Origin of the sequence: Muricoccus radiodurans (assembly GCF_050154705.1) — a bacterium.
In the GTDB taxonomy this organism is placed as follows: domain Bacteria; phylum Pseudomonadota; class Alphaproteobacteria; order Acetobacterales; family Acetobacteraceae; genus Roseomonas; species Roseomonas radiodurans.
Map to the genome: position 1 here is coordinate 3588429 of NZ_CP189561.1, position 19685 is coordinate 3608113.

Here is a 19685-nt window from a genome sequence, read left to right on the forward strand (position 1 = left end):
GCACTAGATTGGCGGCCTGCATGTCCACGCCCGAACCCCTCCCCTCGGAGGCGCGGCCGCTTGACCCCGCGCCCTTGCTGGACCCGGACGGATCGCTCTGGGTCTTCGCCTACGGCTCCCTGATCTGGAAGCCGGGCTTCGCGCACGAGGCGGTCCACCCCGCCCTGCTGCGCGGCTTCCACCGCCGCTTCTGCATTCGTTCCGAGAGCTATCGCGGCACGCCGGAGGCGCCGGGCCTCGTGCTCGGGCTGGACCGGGGCGGGTCCTGCCGGGGCGTGGCCTTCCGCGTCGCGGCGTCGCGGGCGCCGGAGGTGCTCGCCTACCTGGACGAGCGGGAGATGACCGGCGGCGTCTATCACCGCCGCCTGCTGCCGGTGCGGTTGCTGGACGGGACGGAGACGAAGCGCGCGGTGACCTTCGTCGCGGACCGGCGGGCGCGGAGCTATTGCGGCCTGCTGCCGCCCGACGCCTGCGCCGCGGCCATCGCGCGCGGCCACGGGGTGATGGGGCCGAACCGGGAATACCTGCTCAACACCGTGTCGCACCTGCGCGCGCTGGGCGTGCGGGACGCCGGGCTGGACCGCATCGCCGCGCTGCTCGAACCGGCGTGAGGCTCAGCCCGCGCTGGCGGCGAAGGTAACGAGGTCGCGGCCTTCCTGAACCATGTCGCCGGGGGCGGCGCGGACGCTGTCCACCGTGCCGTCCGCGGGCGCGCGGAGGGTCAGCTCGGTCTTCATCGCCTCTACCACGAGGAGCGGCGCGCCCTTGGTGACGCGGTCGCCGGGGGCGACGAGCACGCGGACCACGCGGGCGGGGATGGGGGAGGCCACGCGGTCGCTGCCCACGGCCTCCGCCCGCGGCGGTGAGCGGGGGTCGATGGGACGCAGCGCGTGGTTGCGGCCGTCCAGCACGACCGTCAGCGCGTCATCCGCCCGCACGACCTGGACGCGGCGGCGCACGCCGTCCACCAGGACGCCGTCGGGTGTGGCGGCGACGTCCGCGGCCCCGCCCGGCAGGTCCAGCCGCAGCCGGCCGTCGCGCCGGAAATGGGCGCGCAGGACCGTAGTGGCACCGTCCCGCTGGAAATGCAGGTCCTGGTAGCCGTCGCCGTTCATCCGCCAGGCGTCCATCTCGGCCCAGGGGGAGTGCGGGTCGCCTGACTCGGCGGGATGGGCGGCGCGCTCGTCCCGCAGCACGGCCAGCGCGGCGGCAGCCCAGACGGTCGTCGCGGTGGCGGGCGGGTCCTCGGGCGCGGCCAGCACTTCGGGGTGGCGGGCGATGAAGCCGGTGTCCACGCCGCCCGCCGCGAAGTCGGGATGCGCCGCCAGGGCGCGCAGCAGGTCGAGGTTGGTGCGGACGCCGACGACCTCGTACTCCGCCAGCGCGGCCGAGAGGCGGGAGAGGGCGGCGGCGCGGTCCGGCCCGTGGACGATCAGCTTCGCGATCATCGGGTCGTAGTTCGGGGTGATGGCGTCGCCCGCGCGCACGCCGGTGTCCACGCGCACGCCGCCGCCCTCCCGCGGCTGGCGCAGGTGGGCCAGCATGCCGACCGAGGGCAGGAAGTCCTGCGAGGGGTCCTCGGCGTAGATACGCGCCTCGACGGCGTGGCCGGTGATGCGGAGCGCCTCGGCCGGAAGCGGCAGCGGTTCGCCGGCGGCGACGCGGAGCTGCCATTCCACAAGGTCGAGGCCGGTGATCGCCTCGGTCACGGGATGCTCCACCTGCAGGCGGGTGTTCATCTCCATGAAGTAGAATTCGTCGCCCTCGGCGATGAACTCCACCGTGCCGGCCCCGACGTAGTGCACCGCCTTCGCGGCGGCGACCGCGGCCTCTCCCATGCGGGCACGGCGGGCGGGGTCCATGCCGGGGGCCGGGGCCTCCTCGATCACCTTCTGGTGGCGGCGCTGGATGGAGCAGTCGCGCTCGAAGAGGGAGACAGTGTTGCCCTGCGTGTCGGCGAAGACCTGGATCTCGATGTGGCGGGGGCGGGTGAGATACTTCTCGACCAGCACGCGGTCGTCGCCGAAGGAGGCGAGGGCCTCGCGGCGGGCGCCCTCCAGGGCCTCGGCGAAGGCGACCGCGGATTCCACCACGCGCATGCCCTTGCCGCCGCCGCCGGCGCTGGCCTTGATCAGCACAGGGTAGCCGATGCGGGCGGCGTGGTCGGCCAACAGGGCGGGGTCCTGGTCCTCCCCGTGATAGCCGGGGACGAGGGGGACGCCGGCCTCCTCCATCAGCGCCTTGGAGGCGGCCTTGGAGCCCATCGCGCGGATGGCGCCTTCCGGCGGGCCGATGAAGGTGATGCCGGCGGCGGCGCAGGAGGCGGCGAAGTCGGCGTTCTCCGACAGGAAGCCGTAGCCGGGGTGGATGGCCTGCGCGCCCGAGCGGCGGGCGGCGTCGAGGATGCGGTCGGCGCGGAGATAGCTCTCCCGCGCCGGGGGCGGGCCGATGGGATAGGCTTCGTCCGCCCGTTCCACGTGACGAGCGGCGGCGTCGGCCTCGGAGTAGACGGCGACGGTGGCGATGCCCAGGCGGCGCGCAGTGGCGATGACGCGGCAGGCGATCTCGCCGCGGTTGGCGATGAGGATCTTGCGGAACATCGGCCCTACATCCGGAACAGGCCGAAGCGCGTCGGCTCGATGGGGGCGTTCAGGCTGGCGGAGAGCCCCAGCGCCAGGACGCGGCGGGTGTCGGCGGGATCGATGATGCCGTCATCCCACAGGCGGGCGGTGGCGTAATAGGGGTGGCCCTGCTCCTCGTACTGGGTGCGGATGGGGGCCCTGAAGGCCTCCTCCTCCTCGGGCGCCCAGGTGCCGCCGCGGCCCTCGATGCCGTCGCGGCGGACGGTGGCGAGCACGGCGGCCGCCTGCTCCCCGCCCATCACGCTGATCCGGGCGTTGGGCCACATCCAGAGGAAGCGCGGCGAGTAGGCGCGGCCGCACATGCCGTAATTGCCGGCGCCGAAGGAACCGCCGATGACGACCGTGAACTTCGGCACGGCCGCCGTGGCGACGGCGGTGACCATCTTTGCGCCGTCCTTGGCGATGCCGCCGGCCTCGTATTTCGCGCCGACCATGAAGCCGGTGATGTTCTGCAGGAACACCAGCGGGATGCCGCGCTGGGCGCAGAGCTCGATGAAGTGGGCGCCCTTCTGCGCGCTCTCGGAGAACAGGATGCCGTTGTTGGCGACGATGCCCACGGGATAGCCCCAGATGCGGGCGAAGCCGGTCACGAGCGTCGGGCCGTAGAGCGGCTTGAACTCGTCGAATTCGGAGCCATCGGTGATGCGCGCGATCACCTCCCGCACGTCGAAGGGGGTGCGGAGGTTGTCGGGGACAACGCCGTAGAGGCTTTCGGGATCGTGGCGGGGCGGGACGGGGGCGCGGATGTCCAGCGCCGGACGCTTCACCGCGTTGAGGCCCGCGACGATGCTGCGCGCGATGCCCAGCGCGTGGGCGTCGTTCTCCGCCAAGTGGTCGGTCACGCCGGAGGTGCGGCTGTGCAGGTCGCCGCCGCCCAACTCCTCCGCGCTCACCACCTCGCCGGTCGCGGCCTTCACCAGCGGGGGACCGGCGAGGAAGATCGTGCCCTGGTTCCGGACGATGACGCTCTGGTCCGACATGGCCGGGACATAGGCGCCGCCGGCGGTGCAGCTTCCCATCACCACCGCGATCTGCGGGATGCCCCCGGCCGACATGTTCGCCTGGTTGAAGAAGATGCGGCCGAAATGGTCGCGGTCGGGGAAGACCTCGTCCTGGTTCGGCAGGTTGGCGCCGCCGGAATCCACGAGGTAGAGGCAGGGCAGGCGGTTCTGCTGCGCGATCTCCTGCGCGCGGAGGTGCTTCTTGACGGTGATCGGGTAGTAGGTGCCGCCCTTCACCGTGGCGTCGTTGGCGACGATCATGCATTCGCGGCCGGAGACGCGGCCGATGCCGGTGATGATGCCGGCGGAGGGGACCTCGTCCCCGTACATCCCGTGCGCCGCCAGCTGGCCGATTTCCAGGAAGGGCGAGGCCGGGTCGATCAGGGTGCGGATGCGATCGCGCGGCAGGAGCTTGTTGCGGGAGAGATGGCGCTTGCGCGCCGCCTCGCCACCGCCCTGACGCACCGTCTCGGCCTTCGCGCGGAGGTCGGCGACGAGGGCGCGCATCGCCGTCTCGTTCGCGCGGGCCTCGTCCGAGCGCGGGTCGATCGCGCTGTCCAGCACGGGCATCAGGCGGTCTCGGCGAAGAGTTCGCGGCCGATCAGCATCCGGCGGATCTCCGACGTGCCGGCGCCGATCTCGTAGAGCTTCGCATCCCGCAGCAGGCGGCCGGTGGGATAGTCGTTGATGTAGCCGTTGCCGCCGAGGCACTGGATCGCCTCCAGCGCCATCCAGGTCGCCTTCTCCGCGGCGTAGAGGATGGCGCCGGCGGCGTCCTTGCGCGTGGTCTGGCCGCGGTCGCAGGCCTTGGCCACCGCATAGACGTAGGCGCGGGCGGCGTTCATCGTCGTGTACATGTCGGCCAGCTTGCCCTGCATGAGCTGGAACTCGCCGATCGCCTGGCCAAACTGCCTGCGCTCATGGACATAGGGCAGGACAACGTCGAGGCAGGCCTGCATGATGCCGATGGGACCGGCCGCCAGCACCGCCCGCTCGTAGTCGAGACCAGACATGAGGACGTTCACGCCGCGGCCCTCGGTGGACAGCACGTTCTCGGCGGGGACCTCGCAGTCCTGGAAGACCAGCTCGCAGGTGTTCGATCCGCGCATCCCCAGCTTGTCCAGCTTCTGGGCCGTGCTGAACCCCTTGAAGCTCTTCTCGATCAGGAAGGCGGTCATGCCGCGGGACCCGGCGGCGGGATCGGTCTTGGCATAGACCACCAGCACGTCCGCGTCCGGGCCGTTGGTGATCCACATCTTGCCGCCGTTGATGACGTAACGGTCGCCCCGGCGCTCGGCGCGCGTGCGCATGCCGACCACGTCCGATCCGGCCCCCGGCTCGCTCATCGCCAGCGCGCCGACATGCTCGCCGGAGATGAGCTTCGGCAGGTAGCGGGCCTTCTGCTCGGCGCTGCCGTTCCGGGTGATCTGGTTCACGCAGAGGTTGGAGTGGGCGCCGTAGGAGAGGCCCACGGAGGCGGAGGCGCGGCTGATCTCCTCCATCGCGACGCAGTGGGCGAGGTAGCCCATGCCGGCGCCGCCGAACTCCTCCGGCGCGGTGATGCCGAGGACACCGAGGTCGCCGAACTTCCGCCAGAGGTCCATCGGGAAGGCGTTGTCCCGGTCCACGGCGGCGGCGCGGGGCGCGATCTCGTCGGCGGAGAAGGCGGCGACCTGCTCCCGCAGCGCGTCCACCTCCTCGCCCAGGTCGAAGTCGAGGCCGCGGAAGCTGTTCTGCATGGTTCCTCCCACCCTGGGCCGGGACGGTAGGTGGGGCCTGATTCCGCCGCAACCCGGCCCTGCGAACATCGGCGGTTGCACCCCTGCCCCGCCTGTCCCACATCCGCCGGGCAGGAACGGCGCCCCGACGTGGTGCCCCAGGGAACACCCGAAAAATGTTCATCGAGACCGAGGCGACGCCGAACCCCGCGACGCTGAAGTTCCTCCCCGGCCAGGACGTGATGGGGGTGCGCGGCACCGCCGACTTCGCCTCGGCCGAGGCCGCCGACCGCTCCCCGCTCGCCGCCCGGCTCTTCGAGCTGGACGGGGTGGCGCGGGTCTTCCTCGGCGCTGACTTCGTGACCGTCACCAAGTCCGACCCCTCCGACTGGGCCACGCTGCGGCCGCAGGTGCTCGGCGCGATCATGGAGCACGCCATGGCCGGCCGCCCCGTGATGGCGGGCGACGCCTCCGAGGAGGAGGAGGACGTGGACCCCGCGGACGCCGAGGTGGTGGCCCAGATCAAGGAGCTGCTGGACACCCGCGTCCGCCCGGCGGTGGCCGGCGACGGCGGCGACATCGTCTTCCGCGGCTTCCGGGACGGCATCGTGCGGCTGCACATGCAGGGCGCCTGCTCCGGCTGCCCCTCCTCTCGTGCGACGCTGAAGCACGGGGTGGAGAACATGCTCCGCCACTATGTGCCGGAGGTGGTGGCGGTGGAGCAGGTGGAGGCCTGAACCGGCGCTCCGCAAGGGGCGCTCATTCATCGGCCTGATGGCGGCGATGCCGTCAGGCCATTGGGAAGACGGCCCGGGGCGTCCGAATCTGCTCCTCAACCAGAGGAGCCTTCCATGCTCGACGCCCCCGTTTCCCCCGCCCTTCCCGCCCGCCTGGACGACGCGGCGCTGGACCGGCTGTTCCGCACCGCCCGCACCGCGAATGCCTGGCGGCCGGACCCCGTCTCCGACGCGACGCTGCGGGAGCTGTACGACCTCGTCGCCCTCGGCCCGACGAGCGCGAACCAGCAGCCCGGCCGCTTCGTCTTCGTCCGCTCCCCCGAGGGGAAGGCGAAGCTGCTGGAGGCCGTCTCCGCCAGCAACCAGGAGAAGACGCGCACGGCGCCGGTGACGGCGATCGTCGCGTACGACCCGGCCTTCTACGAGAACCTGCCCCGCACCTTCCCCCATGCCGATGCCCGGTCCTGGTTCGTCGGCAAGCCGGAATTCGCGGAGCGGAGCGCCTTCCTGAACTCCTCGCTCCAGGTCGCCTATCTCATCCTCGCGGCGCGGTCGCTGGGGCTGGATACGGGGGCCATGGCCGGCTTCGACGCGGCAAAGGTGAACGAGCTGTTCTTCGCCGACACGGGGTGGAAGTCCACGGTGCTGGTGAATCTCGGCCATGCCGAGCCGTCCGGGACCCTGGCACGGCTGCCACGCCTGGGCTTCGACGAGGTCGCGCGGCTGGCCTGAGGGCAACCCGCGCCGGGGCGCTCCGTTCGGGGGCCATGCACCCGCTGGTCCGCCCCCTGCTCATCCCTGCCCTGCTCGCGGTCGGCGCCCTGCCCGGCACCGCCCGCACGCCGACGCCGGAGGAGCTGGGCCGGATCGAGGCGGCGCTGCGCTCGGCCGGCTACGTGGCCTGGGGCACGATCGACGTGCGCCCACAGGGCGACCGGATCGCCGTGGAGGGCGCCCGCAAGGTCGAGGACGGGCCGCGCCAGGAGGTGTCGCTCGAGCCGACCACCATGCGGGTGACGGGCGAGGCGCAGGACCCGCCGGGATGATCTGATGTCGGGCACGCCGGGAGGCGCGTTGGAAGCAGCGCTTCCAACCCCGGACCCCGCGATCTGCTTGCCGCCCCTGACTCGCGACGCGCTTCCAACGGCACGCGGGTCCAGGGGCCACGTCTGGCCCCTGGCGGTGGGGGTCTGGGGGAGGCGGAGCCTTCCCCAGGGCGACCGGGCTACCTTGCCAGGCAGAACTCCCGCAGGGCGGCCGCCGTCTGCTCCGGCCGTTCCTCCGGGAAGAAGTGGCCACCCTTCATCGCCTGACCGCTGACCCGATCGGCCCAGCCGCGCCATAGGCCGAGCGGTCCACCGGCGGCCTCGTACCACTTCGCCAGCCCGCCCCGTGCGCTCCAGAGGGCCAGGACCGGGCAGGCGATGCGGCGGCCGGCGGCGCGGTCGGCGGCATCGTGCTCCCGGTCACGGGTGGCGGCAGCGCGGTACTCCTCGCAGATGGAGGCGACCCGCGCGGGGTCACGCAGGGCCGCGATGTAGGCGGCGCGGATCTCGGGAGCGAAGGTCTCGGGCGGGGTGCCCCACTGGGACAGGGCGTCGTCGATCACCGCCTCCGGCGCGGCCAGGAGCAGGCGCTCCGGCAGGGGGGCGGGCTGGGCGAGGAGCGACCAGGGCCAGAAGCCGAGGGCAAGGCGCGCATCGGCCCGCTCCCAGGCGTCCAGGGTGGGTACGACGTCCAGCACGGCGAGGTGGGATACGCGCCCTGGGTGATCCAGCGCCATGCGGTAGGCGACCCGCCCGCCCCGGTCGTGCCCCGCCACGGCGAAGCGACCATGGCCGAGGTGCCCCAGGGCGGCCACGAGCTCCGCCGCCATGGCGCGCTTGGAATGCGGGGCGTGGTCCGGGGAAAGATCCGGCGGGGTGCTGGCGCCGTAGCCCGGCAGGTCGGCGCAGAGCAGGGTGAAGTCCCGCGCCAGGAGAGGCGCGACGTCGCGCCACATCAGATGGGTCTGCGGGAATCCGTGCAGCAGGAGCAGCGGCGGGCCGGCCCCGAGCTGGCGGAGGGAGAGGGTGGTCCGCCCGCCCGGGACGGCGAGCGTTTCCGCCGCCTCCCAGGCCGTGGCGCCCGTCAGGCGGCCGCGCGTCCCGCCGCCGGGTCCAGCCGGTAGCCACCCCCCTCGGTCAGCAGGAGGGAAGCCGCGGTCGGGTCGGGCTCGATCTTCTGCCGGAGGCGGTAGATGTGCGTCTCCAGCGTGTGCGTGGTGACGGCGGCGTTGTAGCCCCACACCTCGTTCAGAAGGATCTGCCGCCCCACCGGGCGGCCGCCGGCGCGGTAGAGGAACTTCAGGATCGCGCACTCCTTCTCCGTCAGGCGGATGCGGCGGTTGCGCGCCGTGTCCTGCAGGAGCTTGGAGGCCGGGCGGAAGGTGTAGGGCCCGATGGTGAAGACCGCGTCCTCGGAGTTGTCGAAGGTGCGGAGCGCCGTCCGCAGCCGCGCGAGGAGGATCTGCAGCTTGAACGGCTTGGGGATGTAGTCGTTCGCGCCGGAATCGAGGCCACGGACGACATCGCTCTCCCCGTCGGCGCCGGTCAGCATGATGATGGGGATCTTCAGGCCGGCGCGGCGCAGCTTGGCGCAGAGTTCCCGGCCGTCGCCGTCCGGCAAGCCGACGTCGAGCAGGACGGCGTCGAAGCGGGAGCCAGCGCCGGACAGCATCGCCTCCGCCTCGGCGGCCGTCGCGGCGCCGGTCGGGGCGAATTCGCCATCTAGGGAAAGCTGCTCGGACAGGGTCTCCAGCAGCGCCGGCTCGTCATCGACGATCAGGATCGGACGGGCGTCCGACATGCGCTCTCCCGCAAAACGTTTCGGCAACGGACTCGGGGGTAATCCCACGCCCGTGATGACACGATATGGTGCATGAAGTCGGGTTAGGGCAAGGGCGATGCTCGCGGTTTCGTGCGGCCTTGCTTCGATGTCGTCGCAGGCATGTCACGGTGGGGACTGGCCGGGCGCCGTTCTGGCGCCACATTCGCGGCTGATGTCCTGGCTTGAGCCTGATCGGATCACGATGTGTCCGGCCGGCTCCCGCCCTGGCGCGGGAGGGAACGGACGATGGAAGGGATGGGCATGGGCGAGAGCCTGACGGCGCCGGAGAGCGGCGCGTGGCATTCGGAAGCGGGGACGGCCCGTTCGGCGGCCGATCCGCGTCCGCACGCCATGCGGTCCGTCCACCGCGCCGTGTCGGACCTGCGCCGCGGAACGCCGGTCTACCTGGATGGCGGAGCGGAGGGGCTGGTGCTGGTCCCGGCCGAGACCGCCGGGGCGCGCGGGCTGTCCGAACTGGCAGCGGCCGCGCTGGCGCCGGCGGTGCTGCTGCTCTCCCCCGTGCGGGCGGCCGCCATCCTGGCCCGGCCGGTGTCGCACCCCGTCGCGCCGCCCGACGCCGCGGCGGAGGCCGTTCCGGTGGCCCTGCGCCTGCCCGCTGCCCTGCTGGCGCCGGAGGCGCTGCGCAGCCTGGCCGACCCGACCGCGGAGTCGCTGCTGCCGGAGTCGCCGCAGATCGTCCCCACGCCGGGCTTCGGCGGGGCGCTCGCGCCCGCCGCCATCGCCCTCGCGAAGGTGGGGCGGCTTCTGCCCGCGGTCGTGGCCGCCCCGGCCTCCGCCCCTGCGGCCACCCGCCTCGGCCTCCTCTCCGTGACGGTCGAGGACGTGCTCGCCTACCCGCTCTCGGCCGCCGCCAGCCTCTCCCGCGTCGCGGAGGCGTCCGTGCCGCTGGAGGACGCGCCGGACGCCCGGATCGTCGCCTTCCGCGCGGCGGATGGCGGGATCGAGCACCTGGCGATCCTCGTCGGGCAGCCGGAGGAACTGGCCGCGTCCGGCGGCGCGCCGCTCTGCCGGGCGCATTCCGAGTGCTTCACCGGGGACCTTCTCGGGTCGCTGCGCTGCGACTGCGGGCCGCAGCTTCGCGGCGCCATCGCCCGCATGGCGCAGGAAGGGGGCGGTGTCCTCCTCTACCTCGCGCAGGAGGGGCGGGGCATCGGGCTGGTGAACAAGCTGCGCGCCTACACGCTGCAGGATGCGGGGCTGGACACGCTCGATGCCAACCGCGCCCTCGGCTACGGCGCGGATGAGCGGGGCTTCCTGGTCGCCGCCACGATGCTGGAAGCGCTGGGGATCCCCCGCGTGCGCCTGCTGACGAACAACCCGGACAAGGTCGCGGGGCTCTCGGCCTGCGGGATCGAGGTGGTGGGGCGGGTGTCGCACCTCTTCGCCGCGAATGGAGTGAATGACGGGTATCTGGCGACGAAGAAGCGGCGGTTCGGGCATCTGCTGGGGTAGTGCTCATGACCCTGGGGAAGGCTCTGCCTTCCCCAGACCCCAACCGCCAGGAACCTGATGTTCCTGGACCTCCCTTCCTTGCAGCAGCTCTGTTCTACTCCTCTACCGCCTGCACGAAGCCGGCAACGAGGCCGTTGAAGAGGCGTGGCTGCTCCCGATACGGGAAGTAGCCCGCGCGGTTCAGCAGGTGGAGCTGCGTCGCCGGCTGGCGGGCGGCAATCAGCTCGAAGAGGCTGCGGCCGTAAGCGGGGCCGAAGGCCGGGTCGTCCTGACCCCAGACCACCATCGCCGGGACTGGGAAGCCGGTGTCACGCCAGGCAGCGAAGTTCTCGCCCTTCGCCTTCATGGCCGTGCCCATGAGGGCCGGCGCCTCGGCGGGCGGGGGCGCGGCGACGGCGTCGGCCAGCAGGGCCGGGTTTATGTGGTGCGGCGACCAGGAGAGGCGTTCCAGCGCCCAGCGCTGACCCTGCTCGGAGAGGCGCGGTTCCAGCGGATTGGCGAGGAAGAGCGGGTTCAGCCCATCCCCGGTCGGCGCCACTGTGGGGGCGCTGACGAGGGTGCAGGATGCCACCCGGCCCGGATCCTGAAACGCGAGGCGCACGGCCAGCATCGCGCCCTCGTCATGGCCGACGAGGTGGGCACGGGAGATGCCGAGCGCGTCCAGCACGGCCGTCAGGTGGCCCAGCGCGGCGTCCAGCGTCGGGGGTACGGTGCCGGCCCCGGTGCTGCCCTGTCCGAGCGTGTCCAGCGCCACCACGCGGTTCGTCGCGGCCAGGGCCGGGAGGGCCGTGTCCCACAAGTTCAGCGTGGGGCAGAACAGGCCACCGAGCGTGCCGTGGCCGAAGAGGCCGGGCGGGATCAGGACGATGGCGGGGCCGCTCCCGGCCTCGGCGATGCGGGTCGCGATGCCACCGGCGGTGATCATCCGCGTCCTCATCGGACGATCCCCTGGATGAAGGCGGCGACCGCCTCGTTGAAGCGGGCGGGGTGCTCGCGATAGGGGAAGTGGCCGGCCTGGTTGAAGACGTGGAAGGCGGTGTCCCGCTCCCGCCGGGCGATGAGCTCGAAAAGGGCGATGCCGCGATCCAGCCGCGCGGTCGGGTCGTTCAGGGTCCAGATGAGCTGCGTCGGGCGCTGCATGCCCATCTCCGCGAGGCGGGAGAGGAGGTCGCGCTTGCCGCGCGCCATCTCCGGCAGGAAGACGCGGGTCTTGAGGCGCTCCTCCTCCATCTTGCGGCAGGATTCCCGGTACTTCGGCAGGCAGAGGACCTGGTATCCGCTCTCGACCCATTCATCGGTCACGTGGGCGGTGCCGTAGGAGTAGTGCTCGTAGGTCCAGCGCAGGCTTTCCCGCGTGAAGGAGGGATGTGGCGGCTTGGCCAGCACCGGCTCGTTCAGCCCCACGCCGGGCGCGAGGGTGGAGGAGTTGATGATCGAGACCGACCGCACGCGCGATGGAAAGTCGAGCGCCATCTGGGTGACGAGGAAGCCGCCGCGGGAATGGCCCATCAGGTGGACGTCCCGCAGGTCCAGCACGTCCATGAAGCGCGCGAGGTGCCGGGAGACGGCCTCCATCGAGTAATCCTCGTCCCGCAGCGGGTTGCCCGTGTGGCCCTGCCCCAGCTTGTCGGGCGCGACCACGCGGAAGCGGTCCGAGAGGCCGTTGATCACCGGCTCCCAGGTGGTGACGGAGGAGGCGCTGTCGGGCGAGCCGAAATTGCCGCCGTAGACGAGCAGGAGCGTGGGGCCGGACCCCGTGTCGACGTAGCGGGTGCGGACGCCGTCCACGTCCAGCCAGCGATCCTCCGGCATCGTCATGCGGGGCGGTTCCTTTGCTGCGGGGCGGGAGCTTCGGCAGCCGTGGCGCGGGGTGTCAACGCGGCCGCCCCACCGTTCCGGTCCTGCGGCACGCGGCTTGCGCGAGGCGGGACCGGACCACTTCCCGAGGCCCGCATGACCACCGTGACCGATGTCTCCCCGGGCGCGACTGCCTGGGCCGGCTACCAGTATGGCGGCACCCGCGCCGCGCCGGACAGCGGCCCGCCGCTGATGGGGGAGGAAGCCGCCCCCATGCCGTCCGAGATGTCCTTCGACGAGTTCCTGGAGTCCATCAACCCGCTGCAGCACCTGCCGGGGGTGGGCACCGGTTACCGGGCCGTGACGGGGCAGTCGGCGCATCCTGCCGCCCGCATCCTCGTCGGCGCGCTCACCGGAGGGCCGATGGGGTTCATGGCGGGGATCGGGAGCGTGCTGTTCGACGTGTTCGACGTGGCCGGCACCATCCGCGCCATCGCCAACGGGCGGGACCAGCCGACGGCGTTCCTGGCCTGGGGGGAGACGGCCAACCCCGACACCATCTCCCGCGCGCGGCTGGCCTACGCGTCCTGGAACAACGGCCAGGCTTGACCGTCAACCCTTGACCCGGCGGCCCTTGACCCAGCGACCGGGTGCAGCCACAGCCCGGGCATGTCCGACGGCACGGCCCTCTACCGCGACGGCGTCCTGCATCTGGGGCGGCAATCCTGGCGCTGCGCTATTGGCCGCGGCGGCGTCCGCGCCGACAAGAGGGAAGGTGACGGCGGCACTCCCGCGGGGCTGATGCCGCTGCGCCGCGTCCTGTATCGCGCCGATCGGGGGCCGGCGCCGGCCTGCGCGGTGCCGGTGGAGCCGATCTCCCCATCCGATGGCTGGTGCGACGATCCGGCCGATCCCGCCTACAACCGGCCGGTCCGCCTGCCCTATGCGGCGAGCCACGAGGAGATGTGGCGGCATGACGGGCTGTACGACATCGTCGGCGTGCTGGGCTGGAACGACGCGCCCGTCGTGCGGGGCCGTGGGAGCGCGATCTTCCTGCATCTGGCGCGGCCGGACTACGCGCCGACCGCGGGCTGCCTGGCGCTGGCCCTGCCGGACCTGCGCGCGGCGCTGGCGGCGGGGCTGACGGCGGTGCGGGTCTAAGGGAGGCTGGGCGAGAGCACTGCCTCGTCAAACGCAGGCGCTTGCCTCTCCTTCTCTCGTCAGCCTGCCGCGAGACGGCTGATCATCCGTTCCGCGGCAGCCTGACGAAAGAAGATGAGGGGTTCGGGGAGAATTCCTTCTCCCCGACCTTGTCTCGTCCGCGCCACAGCGCCGAACCACCCCGCCCCAGGCGCGCGGAGAGCCGGCGCGTCGGCTCCTCCACCAAGAGGTGCAGCAGCACCGCGGCGCCGAGCGAGTAGGCGATGGCCAGGGCGAAGCAGGCGAGCGGCGGCCAGCCGAGGGACCAAGCGACGGACATGAGCGCGTAGCCCGAGACGCCGTGCACGACGTAGAGCGGGTAGGAGATGGAGGCGAGCCAGGTTGGCAGCCGCCAGGCCGGGATGCGCGCGCGCAGGGCGAAGGCCGCGACGAAGAGCGCTGCCACGACAAGGTAGGCCCAGGCCTGGGCGAAGAGCGAGCCGTGCGGCCACCACCGCATCATCGCGGCGAAGACGGCGAGCATCACGGGCACGAGGAAGAGGGCGGCGCGCCGCCAGCGCGGGTCGTCCTCGGCCAGGTGCAGAACGGTGCCGATGAACATGTAGACGAGCATCGGGGCAGCGAGGGCGAGGCCGCTGAGGGCGCGCACCAGGACCGGCGGCGCGGCCGTGATCCAGCCCGTGTGGACCGAGAGCGCGCCGCCGAGCAGCGCCGCGCCCAGCGGCACCCAGAGCACGTGGGGGGAGCGGCGCAGGATCAGCGGCGCGACGAGGGCGGCGGCGAGATAGAAGAGGACCTCGATGTTGAGGGTCCAGACGATCCCGTCGAGGCTCGGCAGGTTCGCGAGGAGCTGCGGCCCGGGCAGGAGGTTCAGCACCACCTCGGCCGCGCTGCGGGGGAAGTGGCCGGACAGGAGGTGCTGCGCGACCAGCAGCACCGCGACCTGAAGGGCGAAGCCCGCCCAGTAGGTCGGCAGCAGCCGCACGGCGCGGGCCAGCAGGAACCCGCCCCGCCTGCGGCCGCGCAGGGAGAAGGGGATCACGTAGCCGGAGATGAGAAAGAAGAGGGCGACGCCCGCCGGTCCCGTGACGGTGATGCCAGGGAACAGATTGGCCCAGGCGAGCGTTCCGGGCGGCGCCGCCGGGAAGGCGGGCGGCAGGCCGGTCAGGTCCGCCACCGCCGGCTGGATCAGCCAGTAGTTGGAGCCGTGATGCGCCAGGAGGACCAGCAGCGCGGCGAGGCCGCGAAGCTGGTCCGCGAAGGCGACGCGCCCCGCGCGCGGCATGGCAGGGCGCGCCGAGCCGTCAGCGGGTCGGGCGGGGCGTGTCGCCGGAGTAGTCGTAGAAGCCCTTGCCGGTCTTGCGGCCGTACCAGCCGGCCTCGACGTACTTCACCAGCAGCGGGCAGGGGCGGTACTTGGAATCGCCCATGCCGGCGTGCAGGACGTTCATGATCTCGACGCAGGTGTCGAGGCCGATGAAGTCCGCCAGCTCCAGCGGGCCCATCGGATGGTTCGCGCCGAGCTTCATCGCCGTGTCGATCGAGGTGATGTTGCCGACGCCCTCATGCAGGGCGTAGGCGGCCTCGTTGATCATCGGGACCAGGATGCGGTTCACGATGAAGGCGGGGAAGTCCTCGGACGTCGCGGTGGTCTTGCCGAGCTTCGCGGCCAGGGCGTCCACGGCCTGGAAGGTCGGCTCGTCGGTCGCGATGCCGCGGATCACCTCCACCAGCTTCATGACCGGCACGGGGTTCATGAAGTGCATGCCGATGAAGCGTTCGGGACGGTCGGTCGCGGCGCCGAGGCGGGTGATGGAGATGGACGAGGTGTTGGAGGCGAGGATGGCGGAGGGCTTCAGGTGCGGGCAGAGGCTCTTGTAGATCGCCTGCTTGATCGCCTCCTTCTCGGTCGCCGCCTCGATGACGATGTCACAGTCGCCGAGGGCCTCCATGCCGGTCGAGGCGGTGATGCGGGCGAGCGCCGCGTCCTTGTCCGCCGCCGTCACCTGGCCCTTGGAGACCTGGCGGTCCATGTTCTTCGTCATGGTGGCGCGGGCCTTGTCCAGCGCCTCCGGCTTCACGTCCACCATCACGACGTTCAGGCCGGCCAGCGCGCTGACATGGGCGATGCCGTTGCCCATCTGCCCCGCGCCGATGATGCCGACCGTGGCGATCACGGGGGTGGCGAGGGTCTCTCCGGCGGGAGCCGGCGTGGCCTTGACCTCGGCGTTCATGCCGGCTTCTCCAGTTCCGCTTCGAGTTCGGGGATGATCTTGAAGATGTCGCCGACGAGGCCGTAGTCGGCCACCTGGAAGATCGGCGCCTCCTCGTCCTTGTTGATCGCCACGATCACCTTGCTGTCCTTCATGCCCGCCAGGTGCTGGATGGCGCCGGAGATGCCGAAGGCCATGTAGAGCTCGGGCGCGACGATCTTGCCGGTCTGGCCGACCTGCTGGTCGTTCGGCGCGTAGCCCGCATCCACGGCGGCGCGGGAGGCGCCGACGGCGGCGCCGAGCTTGTCCGCGATGCCGTCGAGGATCTTGAAGTTGTCCGCGGAGCCGAGCGCGCGGCCGCCGGAGACGATGACGCGCGCCGCGGTCAGCTCGGGACGCTCGGTCTTCACGATCTCGGCGCCGACGAAGGAGGAGACGCCGGGGTCCTGCGCGGCCGGCGCGGCCTCGACGGCGGCGCTGCCGCCCTCGGCCGCGACGGGATCGAAGGAGGCGGCGCGGACGGTGATGACCTTCTTCGCGTCCGAGGAGGCGACGGTGGCCAGCGCGTTGCCCGCGTAGATCGGGCGCACGAAGGTGTCCGCGTCCACGATGGCGGAGACGTCGCTGAGCGGCTGCACGTCCAGCAGGGCCGCGACGCGCGGCATGACGTTCTTGCCGAGCGCGGAGCCGGGGGCCAGCAGGTGCGAGTAGGCGGGTGCGAGCGCGACGAGCTGGGCAGCGGCCGGCTCGGCCAGCACGTGCTCGGAGGCGGCGTGCAGGACCTTCGCGACGCCGGGCAGCTTCGCGCCGGCCTGGGCGGCCGCTTCGGCGCCGATCACCAGCAGGTGGACGTCGCCCAGCTTGCCCGCCGCTGCGACGGCGGAGCGGGTAGGCTGGGACATGGCGGCGCCGTCATGGTCGGCGAGGACGAGGACCGTCATGGATCAGATCACCTTCGCTTCGGTGCGCAGCTTCTGGACGAGTTCCTGGACGGAGCCGACCTTCACGCCGGCCTGGCGCTTCGGCGGCTCCTCGACCTTGATGACGCGCAGGCGCGGCGCGGGGTCCACGCCGAGGTCGGCGGGCTTCATCGTCTCGATCGGCTTCTTCCGCGCCTTCATGATGTTCGGCAGCGACGCGTAGCGCGGCTCGTTCAGGCGCAGGTCGGTGGTGACGATGGCCGGCAGGGTCAGGCGCACCGTCTCCAGCCCGCCATCCACCTCCCGCGTCACGTTCACGGCGCCGTCGGCCACCTCGACCTTGCTGGCGAAGGTGCCCTGGCCCCAGCCGAGCAGCGCCGCCAGCATCTGGCCGGTGGCGTTCATGTCGTCGTCGATCGCCTGCTTGCCGAGGATGATGAGGCCCGGCTGCTCCTTCTCCGCGATCGCCTTCAGCATCTTGGCCACCGCGATCGGCTCCACCGTGTCCGCGACCTCGACGAGGATGCCGCGGTCGGCGCCCATGGCGAGCGCGGTGCGGATCTGCTCCTGTGCCTGGGCCGGACCGATGGAGACGGCAACGATCTCGGTCGCCGCGCCCTTCTCCTTCAGGCGGACCGCCTCCTCGACGGCGATCTCGTCGAAGGGGTTCATCGACATCTTGACGTTCGCGGTCTCGACGCCGGTGCCGTCCGGGCGCACCCGGACCTTCACGTTGTAGTCCACCACGCGCTTGACGGGGACGAGCAGCTTCATTCGGGGTGACGGGTCCTCTGGCGGCGGCCGGTTGGCCTTGGGGACCGGGGCGGCCCCTGGGAGGCGGAGTGCGGGTGTTTCGCACCTGCACAATCCCGGGTCTATACGGCCGGCCCCATCGGCGGGCAAGCGGGATCGCAGGCGGGCCATGGCCGGGGCCAGGAATGCCGGGGCTGTAGCGGGCCACCCGCGTCCGGTCCGACAAGCCCTGTCGGAGTGCCGGCCGACAGGCTCATGAGCCCCGACCTCGATGAAGTCGCCTCCGGCCAATTCTCAGGGCGCCGGGCAGGCCGGCGCCAGGTCTGCCGCTGCGCCGCCCGGTCCGGCGGCCTGCGGTGAGGGCCAGCACCGCGCGCGGACCGCAACAAGCAGGCGGCGCGCGACGCCGTCAGCCCCGCATGGCGAAGAGCAGCAGGGCGAAGAGCACGAGGGTCACGCCCTGGAGCGTCACGCGCCAGCGCATGAGGGCGTTGGATCGGTGCAGGTCCTCGCTGCCGCGGACCATACCGACCATGCCGGCGAAGAGGGTGCCGAGCGTCGCCAGCATGAAGATGACGACGAGGATGGTGAGGAGGGTGATCATGATGCCCGACTATCTGGGCATGCCGCGCGGCGCGACAACGGCGTCCGCCGCCGCCCTGCCGCGCGCGCCATGCATTGACGAAAAACCCCTATTTCCGGCGCTTTGGCGCGTCCGGCACCGGCTCCGGACCGGCCATCTTCCGCACCACCGTCAGCAGCGCGGCCTTGGTCGGGAAATCGAGGTCCCGGTAGGCGCGGAGCAACGCTTCCTCGTCACCCGCGAGGAGGCCGAGGCTGCCCTGGTCCTCCTCCAGCACCTCGGGCGGGGGCTGGGTGTCGGGGTCCAGCCCGACGAGATAGGAGACGGAGGTGCCCAGCGTCTCCGCCAGCCGGACCAGGCGGTTGCCGCGGGGGACGGGGGCGGTGCCCTCCCGCATCCGGACAAGGTAGTCGGGCGGCAGGCCGGCCGCGCGGCAGGCGGCCTCGGCGGAGAGGTCGAGGCGTTCGAGGCGGGACTCGATCAGCGCCAGCATGGGCGGGATCTCGGGGTCCTGGTTCTCCATGGCGGCGGGCTTGTTCCACGCGCCTGGCGGAACAGCAAGCGAACGGCGTCACCAGAAGCGGCGGAGGCACCAGACGCCGAAGGCGGCGCAGCCCGTGCAGAGCAGGAAGCCGGCGCCGTACTGCCCCGTCAGCCCCACGATGCCGGAGAAGACGGCGGGCATGATGATCTGGGTGAAGGAGAAGACCGTCTGCATCGCCCCCGTGGCGGCACCCACGCGGCCGGCCGGGGCGACCCGCGCGGCCTCGGCCAGCATGACGCCGTTGAAGCCGATCGCGGTGGCGCCGAGCACGATGCCCACAAGGCTGACCAGCAACCCCGGCCAGGACGGGCCCGCCAGGGCGAGGGCAAGGGTAGAAAGGGCGGCGCCGATGCCGCAGCCGGCCAGGGCCCGCATGGCGCCCGTGCGGTCCCCGACGACACCCCAGGCCACCCGCCCGATCAGGCCGCCGGCTTGGGCAAGGGCCATGCGGAGCCCGGCCTCGGCCAGCGGGGTGCCGAGGGTCGCGACCTGCCAGGTCACGAAGAAGGAGGCGAAGCAGAACTGGGAGACACCGAAGGCCGAGCCGGAGAGCGTCACTGCCCGCAGGGCCGCGTTCTCCCGTAGCAGCGACAGGGAGGCGGCGGCGTCCCGCAGTGCGCCGGTGATCCGGCCCCCAGCCGGGACAGCGGGCGCCCGGTCCGCGTCGAGCGCCGCCCGCAGAGGCTGGAGGGCAAGGGCCACGGTGAAGGCGAGGGCCGCCATGGTCCAGACCCCGACCCGCCAGCCGAAGGCGACCGTCAGCGCCGGCGCCAGGGCCGCCACCACCATGGCCCCCGCCGGCACGCCGCACTGCTTGAGGGAGAAGATCAGCCCCATCCGGGAGGGCGGCGTCCGGGGCGCGAGGAGGTGGCTGCCCGAGGCGGTAACCGGCCCGTGCGACAGGCCGCAGAGGAAGGAGGAGGCGGCCAGCAGCGCCCCGCTGAGCGCGAGGGGCAGGGTGGGCGAGGCGAGGGTCGCGACGAGCAGCCCGCAGCCGATCCCGACCAGCGCCATCTGGCAGACCCGCAGTCCCCCGAACCGCTTCAGCAGCGCGCCGGAGAAAGGGACGGAGAGCAGCCCACCGAAATAGACGAGGGCGGTGTGCAGGCCCGCCAAGGCCGGAGCGAGGCCGAGCTCCGCCGCGATGGCCGGGGCCAGGACGGGCAGGCAAAGGAAGGTGCTCATCCCGCCGAGATAGACGCCGAGCAGCGCCGCCATGACGGTCCAGACGGAGTGCTGCGGGGCCATATGGGGCCATGCTGCAATGCAGCGACG

Annotated in this window: 21 protein-coding genes; 7 read left to right on the top strand and 14 right to left on the bottom strand. The window is 72.2% G+C overall.

Features of this window, described 5'->3' with window-relative positions; all coding sequences use genetic code 11:
• Nucleotides 1–20 precede the first annotated feature (20 nt).
• The gene (locus ACP6CK_RS17030; RefSeq protein WP_426954491.1) at nucleotides 21–611 is read left to right on the top strand and encodes a gamma-glutamylcyclotransferase; all 591 of its coding nucleotides are present in this window, start codon (nucleotides 21–23) and stop codon (nucleotides 609–611) included.
• 3 nt (nucleotides 612–614) lie between these two features.
• On the opposite strand, the gene ACP6CK_RS17035 is transcribed toward ACP6CK_RS17030, so the two are convergent.
• The 3 genes from ACP6CK_RS17035 to ACP6CK_RS17045 are packed head-to-tail and all read right to left on the bottom strand — an operon-like array spanning nucleotide 615 to nucleotide 5382.
• On the bottom strand, nucleotides 615–2600 hold the full coding sequence (locus ACP6CK_RS17035) for an acetyl/propionyl/methylcrotonyl-CoA carboxylase subunit alpha (protein WP_426954492.1): 1986 nt from the start codon (nucleotides 2598–2600) through the stop codon (nucleotides 615–617).
• Between the two features lie 5 nt (nucleotides 2601–2605).
• A complete protein-coding gene (locus ACP6CK_RS17040) occupies nucleotides 2606–4213 on the bottom strand; it encodes a carboxyl transferase domain-containing protein (protein WP_426954493.1) in 1608 nt (535 codons plus the stop codon).
• Nucleotides 4213–5382 (bottom strand): isovaleryl-CoA dehydrogenase, encoded by a 1170-nt coding sequence (locus ACP6CK_RS17045; RefSeq protein WP_426954494.1) that lies wholly within the window; start codon nucleotides 5380–5382, stop codon nucleotides 4213–4215. Before ACP6CK_RS17045 ends, ACP6CK_RS17040 begins: the two co-directional genes overlap by 1 nt.
• 155 nt (nucleotides 5383–5537) lie before the next feature.
• On the opposite strand from ACP6CK_RS17045, the gene ACP6CK_RS17050 reads away from it, so the two are divergent.
• The 3 genes from ACP6CK_RS17050 to ACP6CK_RS17060 all read left to right on the top strand — a co-directional run bounded on the left by ACP6CK_RS17050 (nucleotide 5538) and on the right by ACP6CK_RS17060 (nucleotide 7144).
• Entirely contained in the window at nucleotides 5538–6098 is a 561-nt protein-coding gene (locus ACP6CK_RS17050) for a NifU family protein (protein ID WP_426954495.1), read from the top strand.
• A gap of 114 nt (nucleotides 6099–6212) precedes the next feature.
• Nucleotides 6213–6830 carry a malonic semialdehyde reductase gene (locus ACP6CK_RS17055; protein WP_426954496.1) on the top strand — a complete coding sequence of 206 codons (618 nt, stop codon included), beginning with the start codon at nucleotides 6213–6215 and terminating at the stop codon, nucleotides 6828–6830.
• Between the two features lie 35 nt (nucleotides 6831–6865).
• The gene (locus ACP6CK_RS17060) at nucleotides 6866–7144 is read left to right on the top strand and encodes a hypothetical protein (protein ID WP_426954497.1); all 279 of its coding nucleotides are present in this window, start codon (nucleotides 6866–6868) and stop codon (nucleotides 7142–7144) included.
• A 179-nt stretch (nucleotides 7145–7323) separates the two neighbouring features.
• On the opposite strand, the gene ACP6CK_RS17065 is transcribed toward ACP6CK_RS17060, so the two are convergent.
• Both ACP6CK_RS17065 and ACP6CK_RS17070 read right to left on the bottom strand, forming a co-directional pair.
• Nucleotides 7324–8232 carry an alpha/beta fold hydrolase gene (locus tag ACP6CK_RS17065; protein ID WP_426959931.1) on the bottom strand — a complete coding sequence of 303 codons (909 nt, stop codon included), beginning with the start codon at nucleotides 8230–8232 and terminating at the stop codon, nucleotides 7324–7326.
• Nucleotides 8229–8945 carry a response regulator transcription factor gene (locus tag ACP6CK_RS17070; RefSeq protein WP_426954498.1) on the bottom strand — a complete coding sequence of 239 codons (717 nt, stop codon included), beginning with the start codon at nucleotides 8943–8945 and terminating at the stop codon, nucleotides 8229–8231. The genes ACP6CK_RS17065 and ACP6CK_RS17070 overlap by 4 nt, the downstream gene beginning before the upstream one ends.
• 267 nt (nucleotides 8946–9212) lie before the next feature.
• Between ACP6CK_RS17070 and ACP6CK_RS17075 the strand changes: the two genes are divergently transcribed.
• Entirely contained in the window at nucleotides 9213–10439 is a 1227-nt protein-coding gene (locus ACP6CK_RS17075) for a GTP cyclohydrolase II (protein WP_426954499.1), read from the top strand.
• A 94-nt stretch (nucleotides 10440–10533) separates the two neighbouring features.
• On the opposite strand, the gene ACP6CK_RS17080 is transcribed toward ACP6CK_RS17075, so the two are convergent.
• Both ACP6CK_RS17080 and ACP6CK_RS17085 read right to left on the bottom strand, forming a co-directional pair.
• Nucleotides 10534–11376, bottom strand: a complete 843-nt coding sequence (locus tag ACP6CK_RS17080; RefSeq protein ID WP_426954500.1) for an alpha/beta fold hydrolase — start codon at nucleotides 11374–11376, stop codon at nucleotides 10534–10536.
• Nucleotides 11373–12257, bottom strand: coding sequence for an alpha/beta fold hydrolase (locus ACP6CK_RS17085; protein WP_426954501.1), 885 nt, complete (start codon nucleotides 12255–12257; stop codon nucleotides 11373–11375). The genes ACP6CK_RS17080 and ACP6CK_RS17085 overlap by 4 nt, the downstream gene beginning before the upstream one ends.
• 135 nt (nucleotides 12258–12392) lie before the next feature.
• Here ACP6CK_RS17085 and ACP6CK_RS17090 point away from each other — a divergent pair, with 135 nt between their 5' ends.
• Together ACP6CK_RS17090 and ACP6CK_RS17095 are read left to right on the top strand one after the other, a co-directional pair.
• Nucleotides 12393–12845 (top strand): hypothetical protein, encoded by a 453-nt coding sequence (locus tag ACP6CK_RS17090; RefSeq protein WP_426954502.1) that lies wholly within the window; start codon nucleotides 12393–12395, stop codon nucleotides 12843–12845.
• A 60-nt stretch (nucleotides 12846–12905) separates the two neighbouring features.
• The gene (locus tag ACP6CK_RS17095) at nucleotides 12906–13397 is read left to right on the top strand and encodes a L,D-transpeptidase family protein (protein ID WP_426954503.1); all 492 of its coding nucleotides are present in this window, start codon (nucleotides 12906–12908) and stop codon (nucleotides 13395–13397) included.
• An 82-nt stretch (nucleotides 13398–13479) separates the two neighbouring features.
• Here ACP6CK_RS17095 and ACP6CK_RS17100 read toward each other — a convergent pair whose 3' ends face one another.
• From ACP6CK_RS17100 to ACP6CK_RS17130, 7 genes are all read right to left on the bottom strand, one after another.
• Entirely contained in the window at nucleotides 13480–14682 is a 1203-nt protein-coding gene (locus ACP6CK_RS17100) for an acyltransferase family protein (RefSeq protein WP_426954504.1), read from the bottom strand.
• Nucleotides 14683–14701: 19 nt separating this feature from the next.
• Entirely contained in the window at nucleotides 14702–15631 is a 930-nt protein-coding gene (locus ACP6CK_RS17105; RefSeq protein WP_426954505.1) for a 3-hydroxybutyryl-CoA dehydrogenase, read from the bottom strand.
• Nucleotides 15628–16551, bottom strand: coding sequence for an electron transfer flavoprotein subunit alpha/FixB family protein (locus ACP6CK_RS17110; RefSeq protein ID WP_426954506.1), 924 nt, complete (start codon nucleotides 16549–16551; stop codon nucleotides 15628–15630). The genes ACP6CK_RS17105 and ACP6CK_RS17110 overlap by 4 nt, the downstream gene beginning before the upstream one ends.
• A gap of 3 nt (nucleotides 16552–16554) precedes the next feature.
• Nucleotides 16555–17304 (bottom strand): electron transfer flavoprotein subunit beta/FixA family protein, encoded by a 750-nt coding sequence (locus ACP6CK_RS17115; protein WP_426954507.1) that lies wholly within the window; start codon nucleotides 17302–17304, stop codon nucleotides 16555–16557.
• Nucleotides 17305–17692: 388 nt separating this feature from the next.
• A complete protein-coding gene (locus tag ACP6CK_RS17120) occupies nucleotides 17693–17887 on the bottom strand; it encodes a twin transmembrane helix small protein (protein ID WP_426954508.1) in 195 nt (64 codons plus the stop codon).
• A gap of 88 nt (nucleotides 17888–17975) precedes the next feature.
• Entirely contained in the window at nucleotides 17976–18389 is a 414-nt protein-coding gene (locus ACP6CK_RS17125) for a helix-turn-helix domain-containing protein (RefSeq protein ID WP_426954509.1), read from the bottom strand.
• Between the two features lie 48 nt (nucleotides 18390–18437).
• The gene (locus ACP6CK_RS17130) at nucleotides 18438–19658 is read right to left on the bottom strand and encodes an MFS transporter (protein ID WP_426954510.1); all 1221 of its coding nucleotides are present in this window, start codon (nucleotides 19656–19658) and stop codon (nucleotides 18438–18440) included.
• Between the last annotated feature and the right edge of the window lie 27 nt (nucleotides 19659–19685).